13 protein-coding genes are annotated in these 17,722 nt (G+C 67.4%); 3 read left to right on the top strand and 10 right to left on the bottom strand.

Features of this window, described 5'->3' with window-relative positions:
- Positions 1–114 precede the first annotated feature (114 nt).
- The 3 genes from AB4Z16_RS06595 to AB4Z16_RS06585 are packed head-to-tail and all read left to right on the top strand — an operon-like array spanning position 115 to position 3,414.
- Positions 115–1,047: an ABC transporter permease gene (locus AB4Z16_RS06595; protein WP_441510532.1), complete on the top strand. Its 933-nt coding sequence runs from the start codon at positions 115–117 to the stop codon at positions 1,045–1,047.
- Positions 1,044–1,889, top strand: a complete 846-nt coding sequence (locus tag AB4Z16_RS06590) for an ABC transporter permease (RefSeq protein ID WP_441510531.1) — start codon at positions 1,044–1,046, stop codon at positions 1,887–1,889. The genes AB4Z16_RS06595 and AB4Z16_RS06590 overlap by 4 nt, the downstream gene beginning before the upstream one ends.
- Before the next feature lie 43 nt (positions 1,890–1,932).
- Positions 1,933–3,414: a M81 family metallopeptidase gene (locus tag AB4Z16_RS06585; RefSeq protein ID WP_441510530.1), complete on the top strand. Its 1,482-nt coding sequence runs from the start codon at positions 1,933–1,935 to the stop codon at positions 3,412–3,414.
- A 69-nt stretch (positions 3,415–3,483) separates the two neighbouring features.
- Here AB4Z16_RS06585 and AB4Z16_RS06580 read toward each other — a convergent pair whose 3' ends face one another.
- The 10 genes from AB4Z16_RS06580 to AB4Z16_RS06535 form a co-directional block, all read right to left on the bottom strand.
- The gene (locus AB4Z16_RS06580) at positions 3,484–4,665 is read right to left on the bottom strand and encodes a patatin-like phospholipase family protein (protein ID WP_441510529.1); all 1,182 of its coding nucleotides are present in this window, start codon (positions 4,663–4,665) and stop codon (positions 3,484–3,486) included.
- A gap of 310 nt (positions 4,666–4,975) precedes the next feature.
- The gene (locus AB4Z16_RS06575; protein WP_441510528.1) at positions 4,976–6,340 is read right to left on the bottom strand and encodes a sensor histidine kinase; all 1,365 of its coding nucleotides are present in this window, start codon (positions 6,338–6,340) and stop codon (positions 4,976–4,978) included.
- Positions 6,337–7,011 carry a response regulator transcription factor gene (locus AB4Z16_RS06570; RefSeq protein ID WP_441510527.1) on the bottom strand — a complete coding sequence of 225 codons (675 nt, stop codon included), beginning with the start codon at positions 7,009–7,011 and terminating at the stop codon, positions 6,337–6,339. The genes AB4Z16_RS06575 and AB4Z16_RS06570 overlap by 4 nt, the downstream gene beginning before the upstream one ends.
- Positions 7,012–7,191: 180 nt before the next feature.
- Positions 7,192–8,772, bottom strand: coding sequence for a sulfite reductase subunit alpha (locus AB4Z16_RS06565; RefSeq protein WP_441510526.1), 1,581 nt, complete (start codon positions 8,770–8,772; stop codon positions 7,192–7,194).
- On the bottom strand, positions 8,769–10,562 hold the full coding sequence (locus tag AB4Z16_RS06560) for a NirA family protein (protein ID WP_441510525.1): 1,794 nt from the start codon (positions 10,560–10,562) through the stop codon (positions 8,769–8,771). The genes AB4Z16_RS06565 and AB4Z16_RS06560 overlap by 4 nt, the downstream gene beginning before the upstream one ends.
- A gap of 145 nt (positions 10,563–10,707) precedes the next feature.
- Positions 10,708–11,499, bottom strand: a complete 792-nt coding sequence (locus tag AB4Z16_RS06555; protein ID WP_441510524.1) for an ABC transporter ATP-binding protein — start codon at positions 11,497–11,499, stop codon at positions 10,708–10,710.
- Positions 11,500–11,510: 11 nt separating this feature from the next.
- A complete protein-coding gene (ntrB, locus tag AB4Z16_RS06550) occupies positions 11,511–12,419 on the bottom strand; it encodes a nitrate ABC transporter permease (protein WP_441510523.1) in 909 nt (302 codons plus the stop codon).
- A 41-nt stretch (positions 12,420–12,460) separates the two neighbouring features.
- The gene (locus tag AB4Z16_RS06545) at positions 12,461–15,148 is read right to left on the bottom strand and encodes a molybdopterin-dependent oxidoreductase (protein WP_441510522.1); all 2,688 of its coding nucleotides are present in this window, start codon (positions 15,146–15,148) and stop codon (positions 12,461–12,463) included.
- On the bottom strand, positions 15,148–16,362 hold the full coding sequence (locus AB4Z16_RS06540) for an NAD(P)/FAD-dependent oxidoreductase (protein WP_441510521.1): 1,215 nt from the start codon (positions 16,360–16,362) through the stop codon (positions 15,148–15,150). The genes AB4Z16_RS06545 and AB4Z16_RS06540 overlap by 1 nt, the downstream gene beginning before the upstream one ends.
- Positions 16,363–16,366: 4 nt before the next feature.
- Positions 16,367–17,695: a CmpA/NrtA family ABC transporter substrate-binding protein gene (locus AB4Z16_RS06535; RefSeq protein ID WP_441510520.1), complete on the bottom strand. Its 1,329-nt coding sequence runs from the start codon at positions 17,693–17,695 to the stop codon at positions 16,367–16,369.
- Positions 17,696–17,722: the final 27 nt, after the last annotated feature.

Below are 17,722 nucleotides of genomic sequence, written 5' to 3'. Positions count from 1 at the left end.
ACAGGACGCGATAACGGCGACCAATTTCTTTGTTGCCGCATCGGATTCTTCCGAAAAGTGGATCCCACTTTTCGGTCCGATGCTCCAGGCCACGGCCGCACACGGGAGAGACCCTTGCTGCGTTTCGCGATCCGGCGGCTCGCCATGCTTGTGCCGGTGTTCCTCGCCGTCTCGCTGGTGATCTTCATGATCATCCATCTCGTGCCGGGCGACCCGCTGGAGCATCTGATCCAGGTCGGCTCGTCGCCCGAGCAGCGAGCGCAGATGATCGCCCGCTACGGCCTCGACCAGCCGCTGCTCGTCCAGTACGGGCGCTGGCTCGCCAAGGTCGTGACCGGCGATCTCGGCGACGCCATCGTGATGCGTCAGCCGGTCGCGCAGCTGATCGCCGAGAACATGCCGCACAGCCTCGCGCTCGGCGGCACGGCGCTCCTGTTCTCCACCACCGTCGGTATCACCGCGGGCGTGCTGGCCGCCTCCTTCCGCGACAGCCTGTTCGACCGGGCCGTGATGGGCTTCATCCTGCTTGGCTCGACGCTGCCGAGCTTCTGGCTGGCGCTGCTGATGATCCTGATGTTCGCGGTGCAATTCGAGTGGTTCCCGGTCTCGGGCGCCCGGAGCTGGGATGCGCTGGTGCTGCCGGCTCTGACCATCGGCATTGGCGGCACGGCGCTGATCGCCCGCGTCACCCGCGCTGCGATGGTCGAGATATCCGGCCGGGACTTCGTGCGCGTGCTCAAGGCGAAGGGGCTGCCGTTCTGGCGCATCCAGCTCCGGCACGTGCTCCAGCAGGCGATGCTGCCGGTGATGACCATTCTCGGCCTGCGCATCGGCTGGATCCTCGGCGGCGCCGTCACGGTGGAATATGTCTTCGCCCGTCCGGGCCTCGGCTCCCTGCTGATCACGGGGCTCGGGCAGCGCGATTATCCGCTGGTGCAGGGCTGCCTCCTGATGCTCGCCATTGCGGTGATGCTCGGCACGCTGCTCGGCGACCTCGCCCAGGCGGCGCTCGACCCGCGCCTGCGCGAAGCGATGGGTGCCCGATGAGCCGTTCGTCCCTCGTGTCCCGGCTCGCGCGCTCGCCGCGCGGCGCCCTCTGCGCCCTGTTCCTGATCGCGCTCGTGCTCTGCGCCATCTTCGCACCCTGGATCGCGCCCTATGATTATGCCGCGCAGAAGCTCAGCCTCGCCAACACGCCCCCCTCGGCTGCGCATTGGCTCGGCACCGACGAGTTCGGGCGCGACCTGCTCTCGCGCATCATCCAGGGCGCCCGCACCTCGCTCAGCGTCAGCGTGCTTTCCATCGCCCTTTCGGTGATCGCGGGGGCGACGCTTGGCGCCGCTGCCGGCTATTTCGGCGGCATGTTCGACCGGGCCGTCACGGTCGTGGTCGACCTGACCTGGTCCTTTCCGGAGATCCTGCTGGCGCTGATCCTGATCGCCATCCTCGGGCCGGGCCTGCATTCGACGGCGATCGCCATCGCCATCGCCTATCTCGCCCAGTTCACCCGGCTGACGCGAGCGCAGGTCATGGCGCTGAGAGGAGAGCTCTTCGTCGATGCCGCCGTGACGGCCGGTGCCAGCCCCGCCCGCGTGCTCTTCCTGCATCTGCTGCCGAACGCGATGACGCCGGTCATCGTCGCGGGCATGCTGGCGACGGGGGATGCCATCGTGCTCGAGGCGACGCTCGGCTTCTTCGGGCTGGGAGCCCAGCCGCCGGTGCCAAGCTGGGGTGCGATGATGAGTTCCGGCACCGCCCAGATCTTCATCGCGCCCTGGATCATCATCTTTCCCGGCCTCGTGATCGCCACGACCGTGATCGCCATCAACCTGTTCGGCGACGCGCTGATCGAGGCGCTCGATATCCGCCGGCCGCTGCGCGACGGCTGACGCCTGCCACCACCGAGAAGCAGAAAAAACCGCGAGGAACGCCATGACCTTCACCGTGCTGACCGCCGAGTTCTCGCATGAGAGCAACACTTTCAGCCGTTGCCCGGCCGACCTGTCCGCCTTCGAGGACCGCGGCATCAGCCTGGGCGAGGCTGCCATCGCCGAGCGCGGCGAGGCCAATACGCCGATCGCCGGCTTCCTCGATATCGGCCGCCCGGCCGGTTGGCAGGTGGTCCATGCGATCAGCGCCGCCGCGCAGCCCTCCGGCCCGGTGACGCGCGAGGCCTTCGATCACATCGCCGGCGTCATCGTCGATGCGGCGAAGGCGCATCGCGGGGCGATCGATGGTGTGCTGCTCGGCCTGCACGGCGCGATGGTCACGGGTTTCTGCGAGGATGGCGAAGGCGAACTGCTGGAGCGCCTGCGCGCCGTGCTCGGACGCGACGTGCCGATCGGCATCACGCTCGACCCTCATGCCAACGTCACCCGGAAAATGACGGAGCTGGCTGATATCGTCGTCTCCTACAAGACCTATCCGCATGTCGATGTCCGCGAGACCGGGCGGCTGGCGGCCGGCATCATGCAGCGGACGATGGCCGGGGAAATCAGGCCGGTGACGCTGCGCGCCGAGCGGCCGATGCTGGAGGAGGTCAATGGCGGGCGCACCGATATCGGCCCCATGGTCGAGCGCATCGCCAAGGCCAAGGCCTATGAGGAGGAGGCCGATGTCTTCGCGGTCAGCGTCAATGGCGGCTTCGGCAACGCCGATATCGCCGAGGTCGGCCCGACCGTCCTCGTCACCTGCCAGGGCGATCACGAGCGCCACAGTGCCTTTGCCGAAGCGCTCGTCGAGGATATGTGGCAGCGCCGCCACGACAAGGTCACGCCATTCCTTACGGTCGAGGAGGCGGTTGCCGAGGCGGCCGGCTATGTCGCGACTTCCGGCCCGCTCATCATCGCCGATTATGCCGACAATCCCGGTGGCGGCGGCTATGGCGACGCGACCGGACTGCTGAAAGGCATGATCGCGGCCGATCTGAAAGATGCCTGCTTCGGACCGATCGTCGATCCGGAGGCTGCGGCCGAATTGCACCGGGCCAAACCGGGCTCGACAGTATCCATCCGGCTCGGCGGCAAGGTCGACCCTGAGATTGGCGGGGGGCCGCTTGCGCTCACCGGCACGCTCCTCAGCCTGAGCGACGGCGATTATGTCGGCGACGGGCCGATGATGGGCGGGCTGCATGCGAGCTGGGGCCCCTGCGCGGTCCTGCACGTCGGCGACGTCGAGATCCTCGTCACGACGATCCGCGCGCAGATGAACGATCTCCAGCAATTCCGCGCTTTCGGGATCGATCCCGCTGCCAAGCGCGTGGTGGCGCTGAAGTCGATGCAGCATTTCCGTGCCGCCTTCGAGCCGATCGCTGGCAAGGTCATCGTCTGCGACAGTGGCGCGCTCTGCACGCCCGATCTCACCAAACTGCCCTATCGCCGCGCGCGCCGCCCGATCTTCCCGCTAGACGCATAGCGGGGATCGGTCACGCGGTCCCGCAAACGCCCTCCGCGCGGTCAGCGATATAGGGCTCCGCAATCGGGATCACCGCGTGGCGATGATCCGATCGTGCCGGAGACCGGCAGCGAGAAGGTCGCGCCCGAGGCCGGAGAGGAAATCGACCTCGTCGGCCTTGAGCGAAAGCTTGTAGCGGAGCCGGAGAATGCGGGCTCTCGCCTCGGGCGCGCGTATATCGGCCAGGGACAGCCTTACGAGCCTGACCTCGAGCTTGTCGCAATCCTGTGTTCGCACGGCATCGCAACGCCAGCGGATCAGGCGTTGCCGCCAGCGCCCGGTCTCTTCCTGCAGCCTGTCGAGACTGGCCCGGCTTGAAACGTCGATCATCGCGTCGATCGAGGCCGTGATGGCGTCCAGCGCTCCCGGGCCGTCCGTTGTCGTCGACATGTCGCCGCCGACGCGCAGCGAGGCGTCGGCTACGATCACGACGATGCGCCTCACCTCCCGCGCGGTCGCCTCCGGGAGCGGCGACGGCGCCGGTCCGCGCATCGACTTCATGAGGTTTTGGGTGGCCAGATTGTCGACGAGCCCGCCATCGAGCAGCTTGAGGTAGCGCAGGTCAGGAGCCGTCGCGTAACGCGCTTGCGTTTCCTGAAGATGGGACACGACCGCGGAACTTGCTGCCGGCGTCGCAGGGACGCCCGGAACAAGCGGACAGGCCGGGTTGAAGTTTTCCAGGACGATTGGCGCAAACAAGACCGGCACGGCTGACGATGCCGCGACGGCATGAGATAGCGGGAAGCTGTTGTAGTCGCTGCAGATCGTGCGGAAGCTCGCGCGATCGAAGGAGAAGGGTGCGCGGTTATAGAGGTCCGTCGCGTGCAGCAGGAGGCGCGGCCCTCCCGTGCGTTCGAGGTCGCCGAGCGTTGCGCCATGGTAGAGATGGGCATCGAGCCAAGCCGCCAAGCCGGTGAGGTCATTGATGCCGCCGCGATAGCCGCGCAGCAGATTGTCCGGCGTGATGGCGGTCCGCAGCGACGCTTCTGGATCCCGGTCGAGGAAATCGTGCTTGAAGGCCGGTATGCCCGACGGGCCGTGCAAGGCGAGATAGGCCGCCAGCATGCCGCCGCCCGAAACGCCGGCCACCACTGCAATATCGTCGGCGAGGGTCCGGCCGGTTTCCTCGGGGTCCTGTTGCTCGGCGAGCGCCGACAGAACGCCGTATCCGAAAGCGGCAGAACGGGCCCCTCCGCCTGACAGAGCCAGCACGACGGCAGTTTTTCGCGGACGCACGGTCGATGAGCGCGCGCCTATTGACGCCGTGATGTCCGTCAAGGGCACGTTCGAGGGAGGATTGGAGGGGCTTGCGCAAGCCGTCAGGTCGACCGACAGCGCCACTGCTCCCAAAACCTTGAATGCCTTCTTCCAGCAGCCGGCAGTCGGCTGGCTTGGCGGCTTGAGAACCATGCGGGCGCAATCTCCATCGCCCGCCGTCTTCTCTTGTCGAGACGCCCGGGCTGCGGGAGATCTCGCCTTGCTCGATTATCTCAGCATTATGCCCGCGCTGAGCCTGAGGTGTTCAGGTCGGCATCGGCAGGCTCAGGCGGAAACAGGTTCCGCGCGATCGATCCAGAATTGCGATTACGCCGCCGTGCAACTGGATAATTCCCTGCACGAGGTGCAGTCCGAGACCCGCGCCCCGGTCCTGATGGGCGAGGCGGGAGAAGGGCTCGAAGACCCGCTCGCGCTGTTCGGCTGCGATCCCCGGACCTTCATCGATCACATCGATGATGCGCTCGGCCCCTACCGCGATGGTGATCGTGCCGCGCCGGCCGCCATGCTGGATGGCATTCTGCACCAGATTGACCAGCGCCCGTTCGAGCCCCGCAGCGTCTCCGATGACCTCAACCCGCTCGGCGTCGGCATCGAAGGCGAGCGCGTAGCCGGCGTTGATGGCAAGCGGCGCGAGATCGATGGCGACGCGTCGGCCGATCGCGACGAGGTCGAGCCTGACGAAGGCGTCGGGAGCACGTTCCAAACGCTGCAGATCGAGCAACTGCTCGGCCATCACGGCGAGGCGGGCAATATCCTCAAGCAGCCGGATGCGTTCCGCGGAACCCGGCAAGGTCTCGAGCCGGGTCTGCAGGATCGCGATCGGCGTCCGCAACTCGTGAGCTGCGTGGGCGAGGAAGCGCTTTCGCCGGGAATGCCCCTCGTCCAGTCGTTGCAGGGCGCGATTGACCGCATCGACGAGCGGCGTGACTTCGGTTGGYGTCAGCACCGTCGGCAGGCGGGTGCCTTGGCGGTCAATGTCGATCCGCTCCGCCTCCGCAGCAACGGTTCCAAGCCCGCCTAGTGCCCGACTGACCACAATGGGCGTCGCGATCAGGGTCGCCAGGGCCATGACGACCAGCGCGGGCAACACGAAGCTCGCGAAGACGACGAGAGTGCCCTGGATCAGCCAGCGGAGCGGCGCCTCGCCTCCGGGACCGGTCACGACCTGGATGTCGCCAGCTGCGCTCCTGATCCAGCGCATCTGGGCGTTCGCGCGCGGCGGGTCCCCCAGGTTCCAACCCAGGCGGGCAACGCCGATCTCATCCAGCGCATCGCCGATGTGCGCGAAATGAGACGGCGGAGATCCCTCGACAAGCTGGCGCCCCTGCCGGTCTCGCACGATGTACCAGAGGTCGGGCACCTCGGCGCGCAGCTTGATCAGCTCCGGCGTCTCGCGGATCGCCAGGCTGCCATTGGTGTCGCGCAACACTGCGTCCTTCAGCGCGTCGATCGTAATGTCTTCGGATTCGAAGTTGAGGAGATGGCCGCCGAGATAGAGCGCGGCGATGATCGACACCATCAGCAGCGAAAGCAGACCAGCTTGCAGCGCGAGCAGCCGGCGCACCAGCCGCCACTTCAGCGAATGGGCGCGCGGTGCCTGGAAGGTCATGCCACCCGCTTCAGCAGATAGCCGATACCCCGGATCCCGTGAATTTCGAGCTCCGCCCCCGCATTGCTCAGCCTCCGGCGCAGACGAGAGACATGCATATCGAGGGCGTTCGACTGGATTTCGTCATCGAAGCCGTAGACTGCTTCTTCCAATGTCGTGCGCTGGACGGTGCGGCCGTGACGGCGCAGCAGGCTCTCCAGCACCAACAACTCGCGCCGCGGCAGATCGAGGACCTGCCCATCCACGCTTGCGCTGCGATTTCGCCAGTCGAATTCGAAAACGCCGATGCGCAGGAGGTCCGGCGCCACCTCTGCCGATCGGCGCAGTACGGCGCGTAAGCGGGCGAGAAGTTCGTCGATCACGAAAGGCTTGGCCAGATAGTCGTCGGCGCCCGTGTCGAGCCCCTCGACCCGCTCTTCGATGTTGCCACGCGCGCTCAGCACGATGACGGGAGCGGCGAGTTTCCGGGCGCGTATGCGGGGAAGAAGATCGAGCCCGTCGCCATCCGGCAGATTGCGATCGAGCAGCACCGCGCCGTGAACGCCGGCCGCGATCGCTTCCTCGCCTTCGGCCAGAGTGGTGACATGATCGACGACCATGTCGCGTTGCCCGAGAGCCGTGCGCAATGCACTGGCCATCTCGGGTTCGTCTTCGACCAGCAGAATGCGCATGCCGGGTCCTTAGCGGCCGCGCATGAGCGAGGCGCCTGCATCGGGCTTGGCAGTGGCTGGAGGCGCTGACGGCTGCGGCATGGGCTTCGCGTCGGGCTGAACTTTGCCCGATATCGACCCCGATGCTTGCCGCAACATTGCAGAGGAAGCTGATTCCGGACCGCTTGCGAGCCGGGCGTTCTAATAGACATCAGCTTGGTAGCGCCCGGCCTTCCGCAGGAACGCGACATAGGCGACTGCTTCCTCGCCGGAGCGGCCGCCATGCTCCGCGACGACATCGACCAGAGCGCGCTCGACATCCTTGGCCATGCGCTTGGCATCGCCGCAGACGTAGAAATGCGCGCCCTGTTCGAGCCAGGCCCAGAGCTCGGCGCCGCGCTCGCGCATGCGGTCCTGGACATAGACCTTTTCGCCGTCGCGCGACCACGCGAGCGTGAGATTGGTTAGGAACCCCGCATCCTTCATCGCCTGCAGCTCGTCCTCGTAGAAGAAATCGCAGCTGCGGCGCTGGTGGCCGAAGAACAGCCAGTTGCGGCCCGCCGCCTTCGTCGCCTGCCGGTCGTGCAGGAAGGCGCGGAAGGGCGCGACGCCCGTGCCGGGTCCGCACATGATGACCGGTGTCGCCGGATCGACCGGCAGGCCGAAGCCATGCGCACGCTGGACGTAGACCGGCACCTTGTCGCCGGGGGCGACGCGTTCAGCGAGGAAGGTCGAGGCCACCCCCCAGCGCGGGCGCGAGCCGACCTTGTAGCGGACAGCATCGACCGTCAGTGTGATGCGGCCGGGCGTCGCGACATGCGAGGAGGAAATCGAGTAGAGCCGAGGCTGCAGCGGGTCTAGCGCCTCGACGAAAGCCTCCGCCGACAGGTGTGCCTGCGAGAATTTGTGCAGCGTCCCGAGCACGTCGAGCCGGTCGAGGTCGCCATCGGGATCTTCTCCGGCGGCAAGGCGCCGGGCCTTGGCACGGGCTTCCCCGCCCGTCACGTACGAGATCAGCTGGAACAGCGCGTCCGGCGCCGGCCCGAGCGCGCAGTCTTCCAGGAGCCTCGTGCGCAAGGATTTGCCACCGATTCCGGCATCGGGCCGGGCGCCGAGCAGAGCGATCACCGCATCGACGAGGCGGGCATCGTTCTGTGCGACGATGCCGAAGGCGTCGCCGACGACATAGTCGAGACCGCATTCGGAGAGGTCGAACTCGACATGCCAGGTCTCCTTCTCCGAGCCCTCACCGTTCAGCTTGCGGCGCGAGAGAAAGGTCGCGAGCGCGGGGGCCTCGCGGCAGCGCCCCTTCGGCCCAAGCTCAGCAGAGGGTGCGGTCTCGGCCGGGATTGCCGGCGTATCGGCGCCGCGCTCCTCTATCAACGACTTGAGCTGGCGGAGCGTCTCTTTGCCGCCGGGGGCGCAGAGATTGAGCCGTCCCTCGGCTCCCGAGGCGATGGCCGCGGAGTAGGTTTCGCAGATATAGCCGCATTGCCCGCAATCCTGCTGGGCCATCGCCGCGAAAAGCCGGCGCGGCAGCGGCTTGCCCGCGGCCAGATTCATGCGCTCGGCCATCTCCAGCGAGGGATCGTGCCAGGGCGCCCCGTCCTCGGCCTCGGCCATGACGGCCGCGTTCTCGGCCGGCGACAAAGCGGTCACGCCGGCATTGTCGAGCGAGAGCAGCCCGGCGAAGAAGCCGTTCAGCCAGGAGCGCTGCTCCTCGCTGAAGGGCGCGGTCTCCGGCAGGACCTGGACGATCGGGTTCGGGCTCTGGGCGGTCATGCCGCGTCTCCGATCTGCTCGACCAGGGCTTGCAGGGCTGCGATGTCATGGCGGCGGGCGAAGGCGACGAAGCTCTCCTCCGGCGCGGCGCGATGCGTCTGCCAGCTGCGCAGGATCGCCTCGACGACAGCCGGTGCATCCTCCGCCTTCACATTGGTGCGGAATTCCCGGCCCATCCCGCCCTCGACGCCGAAGCCGCCGCCGACGAAGACATGGTAACCGGGCACGGTGTCGCCCTCGTCACTGACCGGAACCTTGGCGCCGATCAGCCCGAGATCGCCGATATAATGCTGGGCGCAGGAATTATGGCAGCCGGTCAGGTGGATGTTGACGGGCTGGTCGAGCGTGATCCGCGGCTCGCAATGGGCGGCGATGGCGAGCGCATCCTCTTTGGTGTGGGCGCCGGCGAATTTGCAGCCGGTCGCGCCGGTGCAGGCGATCAGCCCGGCGCGCAGCACCGAGGTTTCGGCGGAGAGGCCGATGGCCTGAAGATTGGCGAGCACATCCTCGACCTTCGCGTCGGGCACGCCGGAAATCAGCAGATTCTGCCAGACGGTGAGGCGGATATCGCCGTCGCCGCAGTCTTGCGCGATCGTCGCGATGACGCGCATCTGCTGCACCGTAAGCTTGCCGACCGGGAGTGCCACGCCGATCCAGTTGAGGCCGGGCTGGGTCTGGGCGTGGACGCCGATATGGGCGAGCCGGTCATAGACCGGGCGCGGCTTGACGTAGGCGCTGTCGAGCCGGATCAGCCGGCGGCCGAGCTTCTCCTCGACGGCGGCGAGGAAGGTGTCGAAGCCCCAGGCGTCGAGCACGTATTTGAGCCGCGACTTGTTGCGGTCGGTGCGGTTGCCGTTGGCGATGAAGACCCGCACGATCGCATCCGCGACAGCAATCGCGTCGGACGGAGCGACGATCACGCCGGTGTCGCGGGCGAGGTCCTTGTGCCCGGTGATGCCGCCGAGCGCGAGGCGATACCAGATGCCGGGCGCGATCGGCTGCCCCTCGAAGATGGCGCCCTCCCCGACCTCGATGGCCTGGAAGCCGATGTCGTTGGTGTCCTCCAGCGTCGCGATCGAGCCCGCGCCGTCGAAGGCGACGTTGAACTTGCGCGGTAGCCCGTAGAGTGAGCGGTCGTTCAGGATGTGATGGTGCCAGGCCCGGGCATGCGGCCGCGTGTCGAGGAGTTCGAGCGGATCGATGCCGGCGGTCGCCGAGCCCGTGACGTTGCGGATGTTGTCGGCGCCCGAGCCCTTGGCGGTGAGGCCGAGATCGGTAAGGCCTTCGAGAAACGATGCTCCATCCTCGGCAGAAATCTCCCGCACCTGGAGATTGGCGCGTGTCGTCACATGCGAATACCCGCCGCCCAGCATCTCTGCGAGATCAGCGACGCCCGCGAACTGCCAGGCCTTAAGGATGCCGTTGGGAATGCGCAGCCGGCACATATAGCTGTTCTGCGCGGGCGCGACGTAGAACAGACCGTGATAGCGCCAGCGGAAATTGTCCTCCGGCTTCGGATAGACGCCGGCACCGGCCTGTTCCTTGAAGCGGGCATAAGCGTCGAAGGGGTGCTCGGCGGCCTTCCACTTCTCCTGATCGACCAGCTTGCCGCCGGCGGCGACCGTCCGCGCCTGCGCCTCGGCATGTTCCTTGTCGGGGCCGCTTGGCTTGGCCGAAGCGCCGCCCGCCCCGCCCAGCGGAGCGAGACCGCGCGCCGTACGCGCCGACTGCATGCCGCTGGTGAAGCCTTCGAGATAGCGCTTCTGCTCGGGAGTGAAATCGTCGCTCATGGTGATCCTCGGTCATCCCGGACGACGCGAAGCGGCGATCCGGGACCGTCCTCAGGATGAAGCGCCGTTGTCGGCGCCTTCTCGTCTTGCGATCCCGCATCTGCGCAGCAGCACTTTCGTGCCGCAGCGCGCGCGGGATGACACCTCACGCCGCCTCGACGAAGCGGTGGCGCTCGTAGAGGAACTTCAGCACCGCCTCGCGGGCGGCGATGTAGGTGCGGTCCGAGACCAGTTCGAGCCGCTTGCGCGGGCGGGCGAGGCGCACATCCAGCACCTCGCCGATGCGGGCGGAGGGGCCGTTTGTCATCATCACGATCCGGTCCGAGAGCAGCACGGCTTCGTCGACGTCATGGGTGATCATGATCATGGTGTTGCCGAGCGCGGCGTGGATCTGCATCACCGAGTCCTGCAGGTGGGCGCGGGTCAGCGCATCGAGCGCGCCAAAGGGCTCATCGAGCAGCAGGATCTTCGGCTCCATCGAGAGCCCGCGCGCGATGCCGACGCGCTGCTTCATGCCGCCGGAGATCTCGGCCGGCCGCTTGTCCCTGGCATGGGCCATCTGGACCAAGTCGAGATTGTGCATGATCCAGCCATGCCGCTCGGCCCGGCTTTTCGAGCCGCCGAAGACCTTGTTCACGGCGAGCGCGACATTGTCGTAGACGGTGAGCCAGGGCAGCAGCGAATGGTTCTGGAAGACCACGGCCCGGTCCGGCCCCGGCGCGTTGACCTCCTTGCCTTCCAGAAGGATGCCGCCGGTCGTTGTCGGCGTGAGACCGGCGACGATGTTGAGCAGGGTCGACTTGCCGCAGCCGGAATGGCCGATGATCGAGACGAACTCGCCCTTGTCGATGACGAGGTTGATCTCCTTGAGCACTTCCGTGGTGGCGGCGCCGCGCTGGAAGCTTTTGTCGACGTGGTCGATCTTGAGATAGCTCATCGTTCCGCTCCTCAGTTCGTCGCGGTGCCGCGGGTGACGACATGGCCGATGAGAGCGACGAGGCGGTCGAGCAGGAAGCCGACCACGCCGATATAGACCAGCGCCACGATGATGTCGGAGAGCCGCGAGGAGTTCCACGCATCCCAGATGAAGAAGCCGATGCCGACGCCGCCCGTCAGCATCTCCGCCGCCACGATAGCGAGCCAGGACAGGCCGACGCCGATCCGAAGCCCGGTGAAGATGTAGGGCGCAGCCGAAGGCACCATGATCTTGAAGAAGAACTCGATCTGGTTCAGCCGGAGCACCTTCGCGACGTTGCGGTAGTCCTGCGGGATGTTGCGGATACCGACCGCCGTGTTGATGATCACCGGCCAGATCGCGGTGATGAAGATCACGAAGATCGCCGAGGGCTGGCTGTCGCGGAAGGCGGCGAGCGACAGCGGCAGCCAGGCCAGCGGCGGCACCGTGCGCAGCACCTGGAAGACCGGGTCGAGCCCGCGCATCGCCCAGACCGACTGGCCGACCAGCGCGCCGAGCAGCACGCCGACGATCGCCGCGAGGCTGAAGCCGATGGCGACGCGTTGCAGCGAGACGAGAATGCGCCAGCCCAGCCCGATATCCTGCGTCCCAGCCCAGTAGAACGGCTCGACGATCAGGTCCTTCGCCTCGGCCCAGATCTTGGTTGGCGTCGGCAGCGAGGATTGCGGCCCATGCGCGGCGAGCTGCCAGAACAGGAGGATGAGCGCGACCGTGATCAGCGGCGGGATCAAGTTGACAAGAACGCTCTTTGCCCAGGGAACGAGTTTGGCGGCGAACGGCTTCGACGGCCCGGCCGGCAGCGACACCACCTCCGGCGGTTTGCCCGGGAGCGTGACGACCGTCGCGCTCGCGATCGCGTCCTTCAAGACAGGCTGACCCATGTTCCAGTCTCTCCTCTGACCGAGATTGTCCGTCGCGTTGGTCATGCCGCTTCACTCGCGCGTGCCTGCGCGCCGATGCGGCGGATTTCGGGAAGGCAGGAGCCGCAATTGGTCCCCGCCTTGAGCTGAAGGCCGATCTCCTCGGCCGTCGCCGCGCCGGCCTCGAAGGCGGCGCGGATCGCATTCAGGCCGACGCCGAAGCAGGCGCAGACGGTCGGTCCGGGATCGGTCCCGCCGGGGCTGCGCCCGGACAGCAGGGAGAGCCGGCTCTCCACGGTCGCCGCCGGATCGGCGAAGATGGTCTTGACCGTGTCCCAGAGCGGGGGGCGGCCCGCAGGCGCGAGGAAGAGGGTGGCCGCGAGCCGGCCTTCGCGGAGCGCGGCGCAGCGATAGCTGCCACCGTCGCGGTCGATCAGCTCGGTCAGCTCGTCCGGGCCGAAGCGCTCGCGCATCAGCGCCGCCATCGCATCGACGGGCGCGTCGGTGGCAAACAGCCTTCCTTCGCCGCCCTGCACCGCCAACCGTGCCCACCAGCTCGGCTCCGGCACGGCGAAGGGCGTGCGTGACAGGACGAAACCCTCAAAACGATAAGCGACCGGCGCGATCGAAACCGGCGTCGCCTTCAATTCGGGCTGGCCGGAGAACGGGTCGCAGAGCGGCTGCGCCAGGGCGCCGATGCGGGCGTCGGAGGCCGTTTCCCCGGACCAGTGGATCGGCGCGAACAGCTCTCCTTCGGTGACGCCCCTGTCGGCCGCGACCTTGAGCACCGCACTGCCATTGGCACTGGCGAGACGGGCGAAACCGCCCTCGCTCAGCCCGAAGCGCACGATGTCGGCCGGGTTCGCGGAGACAGAAGGCTCGGCGACATGCGCGCTGAGCCGCGGGCTGAGGCCCGTGCGGGTCATCGTGTGCCAGTGGTCGCGGACGCGGCCGGTATTGAGCAGCAGGGGGAAAGCCTCGCTCTTTGCCGCGGCCAGCTTTGGGGCGGCGAGCGGGCGCATCTGCGCGCGACGCCCGGGGCCGAAGAAGTTTCCATCGCCGAAAAGCCGCGCGGTGCCCTGCGGCTGATGGGCCGGCACGGGCCATTGCGCCGGACGCAGCCCGTCATAGCCGGCCCGGTCGAGACCGGCATGGGCGCCGATATCGAAATCGCGCGTGCCGTCATTCTCGAAGGCGGAGAGCGCCGCGTGCTCGGCATAGATCTCGTGCGCGCCGACATAGGCGAAGGCTTCGCCGAATCCGAGGCGCTTCGCCACCTCGCCGACGATCCACCAATCCGGCTTCACCTCGCCCGGCAGCGGCAGGAAGGCGCGCTGGCGCGAGATGCGCCGCTCGGAGTTGGTGACGGTGCCGTCCTTCTCGCCCCAGGCCGCGGCCGGCAGGATGTAGTGGGGTTTGGCGGCGAGCGTGTCGTTGGAGAGCACGTTCTCGGAAACGATGAAGAGATCGAGGCCGGTGAGCGCGGCACGCACCTTGTCCGCGTTCGGGAGGGAGACTGCCGGGTTGGTCGCCATCACCCACATCGCACGGATGCCGCCATCAGCGACCGCTTCGAGCATCTGCACCGCCTTTAGGCCCTCGCGGCGGGCGATGCTCGGCGCGCGCCAGAAGCGGCGAACGCGATCGATCTCTTCCGCGCCGTAGCCCATATGGGCGGCGAGCATGTTGGCGAGCCCGCCGACCTCGCGCCCGCCCATCGCGTTGGGCTGGCCGGTCAGCGAGAACGGGCCGCAGCCGGGGCGCCCGATCCGGCCGGTGGCGAGGTGGCAGCTCAGGATCGCGGCGACCTTGTCGGTACCTTGCGCCGACTGGTTGACGCCCTGGCTCCAGGCCGTGACGACATGGGGCGTGCTGGCCCAGAGCTCATAGAAGGCTGCGATCTGCTCGACCGGAAGGCCCGTCATGGCTGAGACCGAGGCCACGTCGGGCGCGATCTCGCGGGCATTGGCGAGGGCCTCGTCGAAGCCGGCGACATGGCGCGTGACATAGGTGCGGTCGATGAGACCGCGATCGGCGAGATGAACGAGCAGCCCCGCGAAGAGGGCCGCGTCGGAGCCGGGCTTCAACACCAGCACCATGTCGGCCTCTTCCGCCGTGGCGGTAATGCGCGGGTCGAGCACGACAAGACGCGCGCCGCGTTCGCGTCGATTATCCTGCATGCGCCGGAACAGGATCGGGTGGCACCAGGCCGTGTTCGAGCCGACGAGGACGATCAGGTCGGCGCTGTCGAAATCCTCGTAGGATCCGGGTACCGTGTCCGAGCCTAAGACCCGGCGCTGCGCGGCGACCGTCGAGGACATGCACAGCCGCGAATTGGTGTCGACATGGGGCGAACCGATGAAGCCCTTCGCCAGCTTGTTGGCGACGTAATAGTCCTCGGTCAGGAGCTGGCCCGAGAGGTAGAAGGCGATCGCCGCGGCGCCGTGCTCGGCGGCGATGGCCCGCAAGCCGGCAGCGACAGCATCGAGCGCCTCGTCCCAACCAATCCTGTCGTAGCTGCCTTCCGTATTGCGCTTCAGCGGGTGCAGCACCCGGTGGCCCAGCCCCAGCGTCTCGCCGAGCGCCGAGCCCTTGGAGCAGAGCCGCCCCCGATTGGCCGGATGCTCGGTATCGCCTGCGATCGCGGCGCCACCCAGCCCGTCCGGCGTCGCCAGCACACCACAGCCGACCCCGCAATAAGGACAGGTCGTGCGCACGGGAACCGGAGCAAGGGGGGCGTCGTGGCGCATCAGGCGGCCTTCCCGACGCAATAGCTTTCGCCGAAGGGCAGATCGGCACGGATCGCGCTGATGTCCTGCCCCGAGCGGATCAGGCCGAGATAGAACAGCGCGCCTTGCGTATCGCCGACGAGCACGCAACCGGCGAGGCGGCCCTCGCGCAGCACGAACTTGCGGTAGATGCCCGCGGCCGGATCGCGCAGCACGACGGTCTCAGTGCCATCGCCGGCCTCGAACTCGCCGGCCGAGAAGACGCCGACGCCGGAGACCTTGAGATTGGTCGAGAGCAGCGAGCCCTGATAGGCGCCTTCGCGACCGGCGAGCCTCGCGGCCAGCACCCGCGCCTGTTCATAGGCTGGCTCGACAAGGCCATAGGCGAGGCCGCGATGCTCCGCGCATTCGCCGATGGCGAAGATCGCAGGGTCGTCGGTGGCGAGGCCGTCATCGACCAGGATGCCGCGCCCCACGCCGAGGCCCGCCGCTCGCGCGAGCCCGATATTCGGGCGCACGCCGATGGCGATGACCACGAGATCGGCGGGGATCTCAGTTCCGTCCGCCAGCTCGACCGCCTCGACCCGACCCTCGCCGCGGAAGCCCTTCGTTTCGGCGCAGAGGCGCACGTCGATGCCGCGCCCGGCCATCGCCGCGGCGAGCAGGGCTGCGCCCTCGTGGTCGAGCTGGCGCTCCATCAGGCGGTCGACGAGATGCAGCAGCGTCACCTCGGCGCCGGCCCGTGCGAGCCCATAGGCTGCCTCGAGCCCGAGAAGCCCACCGCCGATCACGACGATGCGGGCGCCGCGCTGGGCATAAGCCCGCATCGTGCCGACATCGGCGGTATCGCGGAAGGTGACGACGCCGGCGAGTTCGCCGCCCGAAAAGGGCGGCCGCAGCGGCGTCGAACCAGTCGCCAGCACGAGCTTGCCATATGGCAGGGTCGGACCGCTGCTGAGCGTGACCGTTTGCGCCGCGCGATCGATGGTCTGGACGGGCCGGCCATAGAAGGTCGAGATGCCGCGCTCGCGCCACCATGCGGCGGGCTTGAGCTCGATCTCCCGCTCGCCGATCTCGCCCGCCAACAGCGGGGAGAGCAGGACGCGGTTATAGGCGAGTCGGGGCTCGTCTCCGATCACCGCCAGGGAATAGCGCCCGAGCGCGCGCTGGCTGAGTTCGTCAGCCAATCGCGTCGCGGCCATGCCATTGCCGACGATGATCAGGGGCTCGGCCATGGCGTCAGGCGATCCGCTTGATCTTCAGCGCCTTGAGGTAGTCCATCGGCGCCGCGGGATCGAACTTCATGCCGTCGAAGAAGGTCTCGACGCCACGGGAATCGGTCGTCGGCGCGCCGGCGACGCCGAGCGTCTTCGCGGCCTCGCGCCAGAGATCGGCGCGGTTGGTCCTGTCGACCAGCGCCTTGATGTCGATCGTCGACTCGAACTTGCCCCAGCGGATGTTCTCGGTGACGAACCAGGTATCCAGGCTCTTCCAGGGATAGGAGGTCGTGCCGCCTTCGCCCCAGAACTTCATGTAGAGATTGGTGCCCTTCGCCTCGCGGCCATTGCCGTAGTTGATGTCGCCGAGCAGGCGCTTGTTGATGTCGCCGGTGGGAACGTTAAACCACTGGCGCTTGCCGACGATCTCGGCGAGTTCCTGGCGGTTCTCCATCTTGTCCGCCCAGATCTGGGCCTCCATCACGGCCATCAGGATGGCCTGCGTCGCCTTGGGGTTCGCATCGACGAAATCGGCGCGCATGCCCAGGATCTTCTCGGGATGGCGGAGCCAGAGCTCGCCGGTGGTCAGCGCGGTGTAGCCGATGTTCTGGTTGACGAGCTGCTCGTTCCAGGGCTCGCCGACGCAGAAGCAGTCCATCGTGCCGACCTTCATGTTCGCCACCATCTGCGGCGGCGGCACGACGATGACCTTGATGTCGCTGTCGGGGTCGATGCCGCCGGCGGCGAGCCAGTAGCGGATCCAGAGGTCATGGGTGCCGCCCGGGAAGGTCATGGCGGCGGTCAGCTCCTTGCCGGCGGCCTTCTTGCGCTCGAAGGCCTGCTTCAGCGGCGAGGAATCCTTCTGGACGTTGAGATCCTTGTATTCGTTGGAGACCGAGATCGCCTGCCCGTCCTCGTTGAGGTTGAGCAGCGTGTACATCGGCAGCGGCTGGCCGTTCTGCATGACCTTGCCGGTGGAATAGAGATGCGTCTTCGGCCGCAGGATATGGCCGCCATCGATGCCGTTCGCCTTGAAGCCGAGCGCCATGTTGTCGCGCGTCGCGCCCCAGCTCGCTTGCTTGGCGATGTCCATGTCGGGCAGGCCGTATTTGGCGAAGAGGCCCTTCTCCTTGGCGATAATCAGCGGCGAGGCGTCGGTGAGAGCGATGTAGCCTAGACGCGTGCCCTTGACCTCTGGACCGGTCCCTTGCGCGAAGGCGCCAGAGGGCAACGCCGCCCTTGCCGCCGCAAGCAATGCAGCCGTCCCGGACACTTGCAGGAACTGGCGACGGCTGGCGCCGCCTTGCATGGATGCGGCCGCTTTGATCCCGGTTCTGGAGCTATGCGTCATCGATCGCCTCTCGGTTGCTGAAAAGCC

Origin of the sequence: Allobosea sp. TAF32 (genome assembly GCF_052113585.1) — a bacterium.
Lineage (GTDB): Bacteria > Pseudomonadota > Alphaproteobacteria > Rhizobiales > Beijerinckiaceae > Allobosea.
This window is presented reverse-complemented; position numbering and strand designations above follow the sequence as displayed.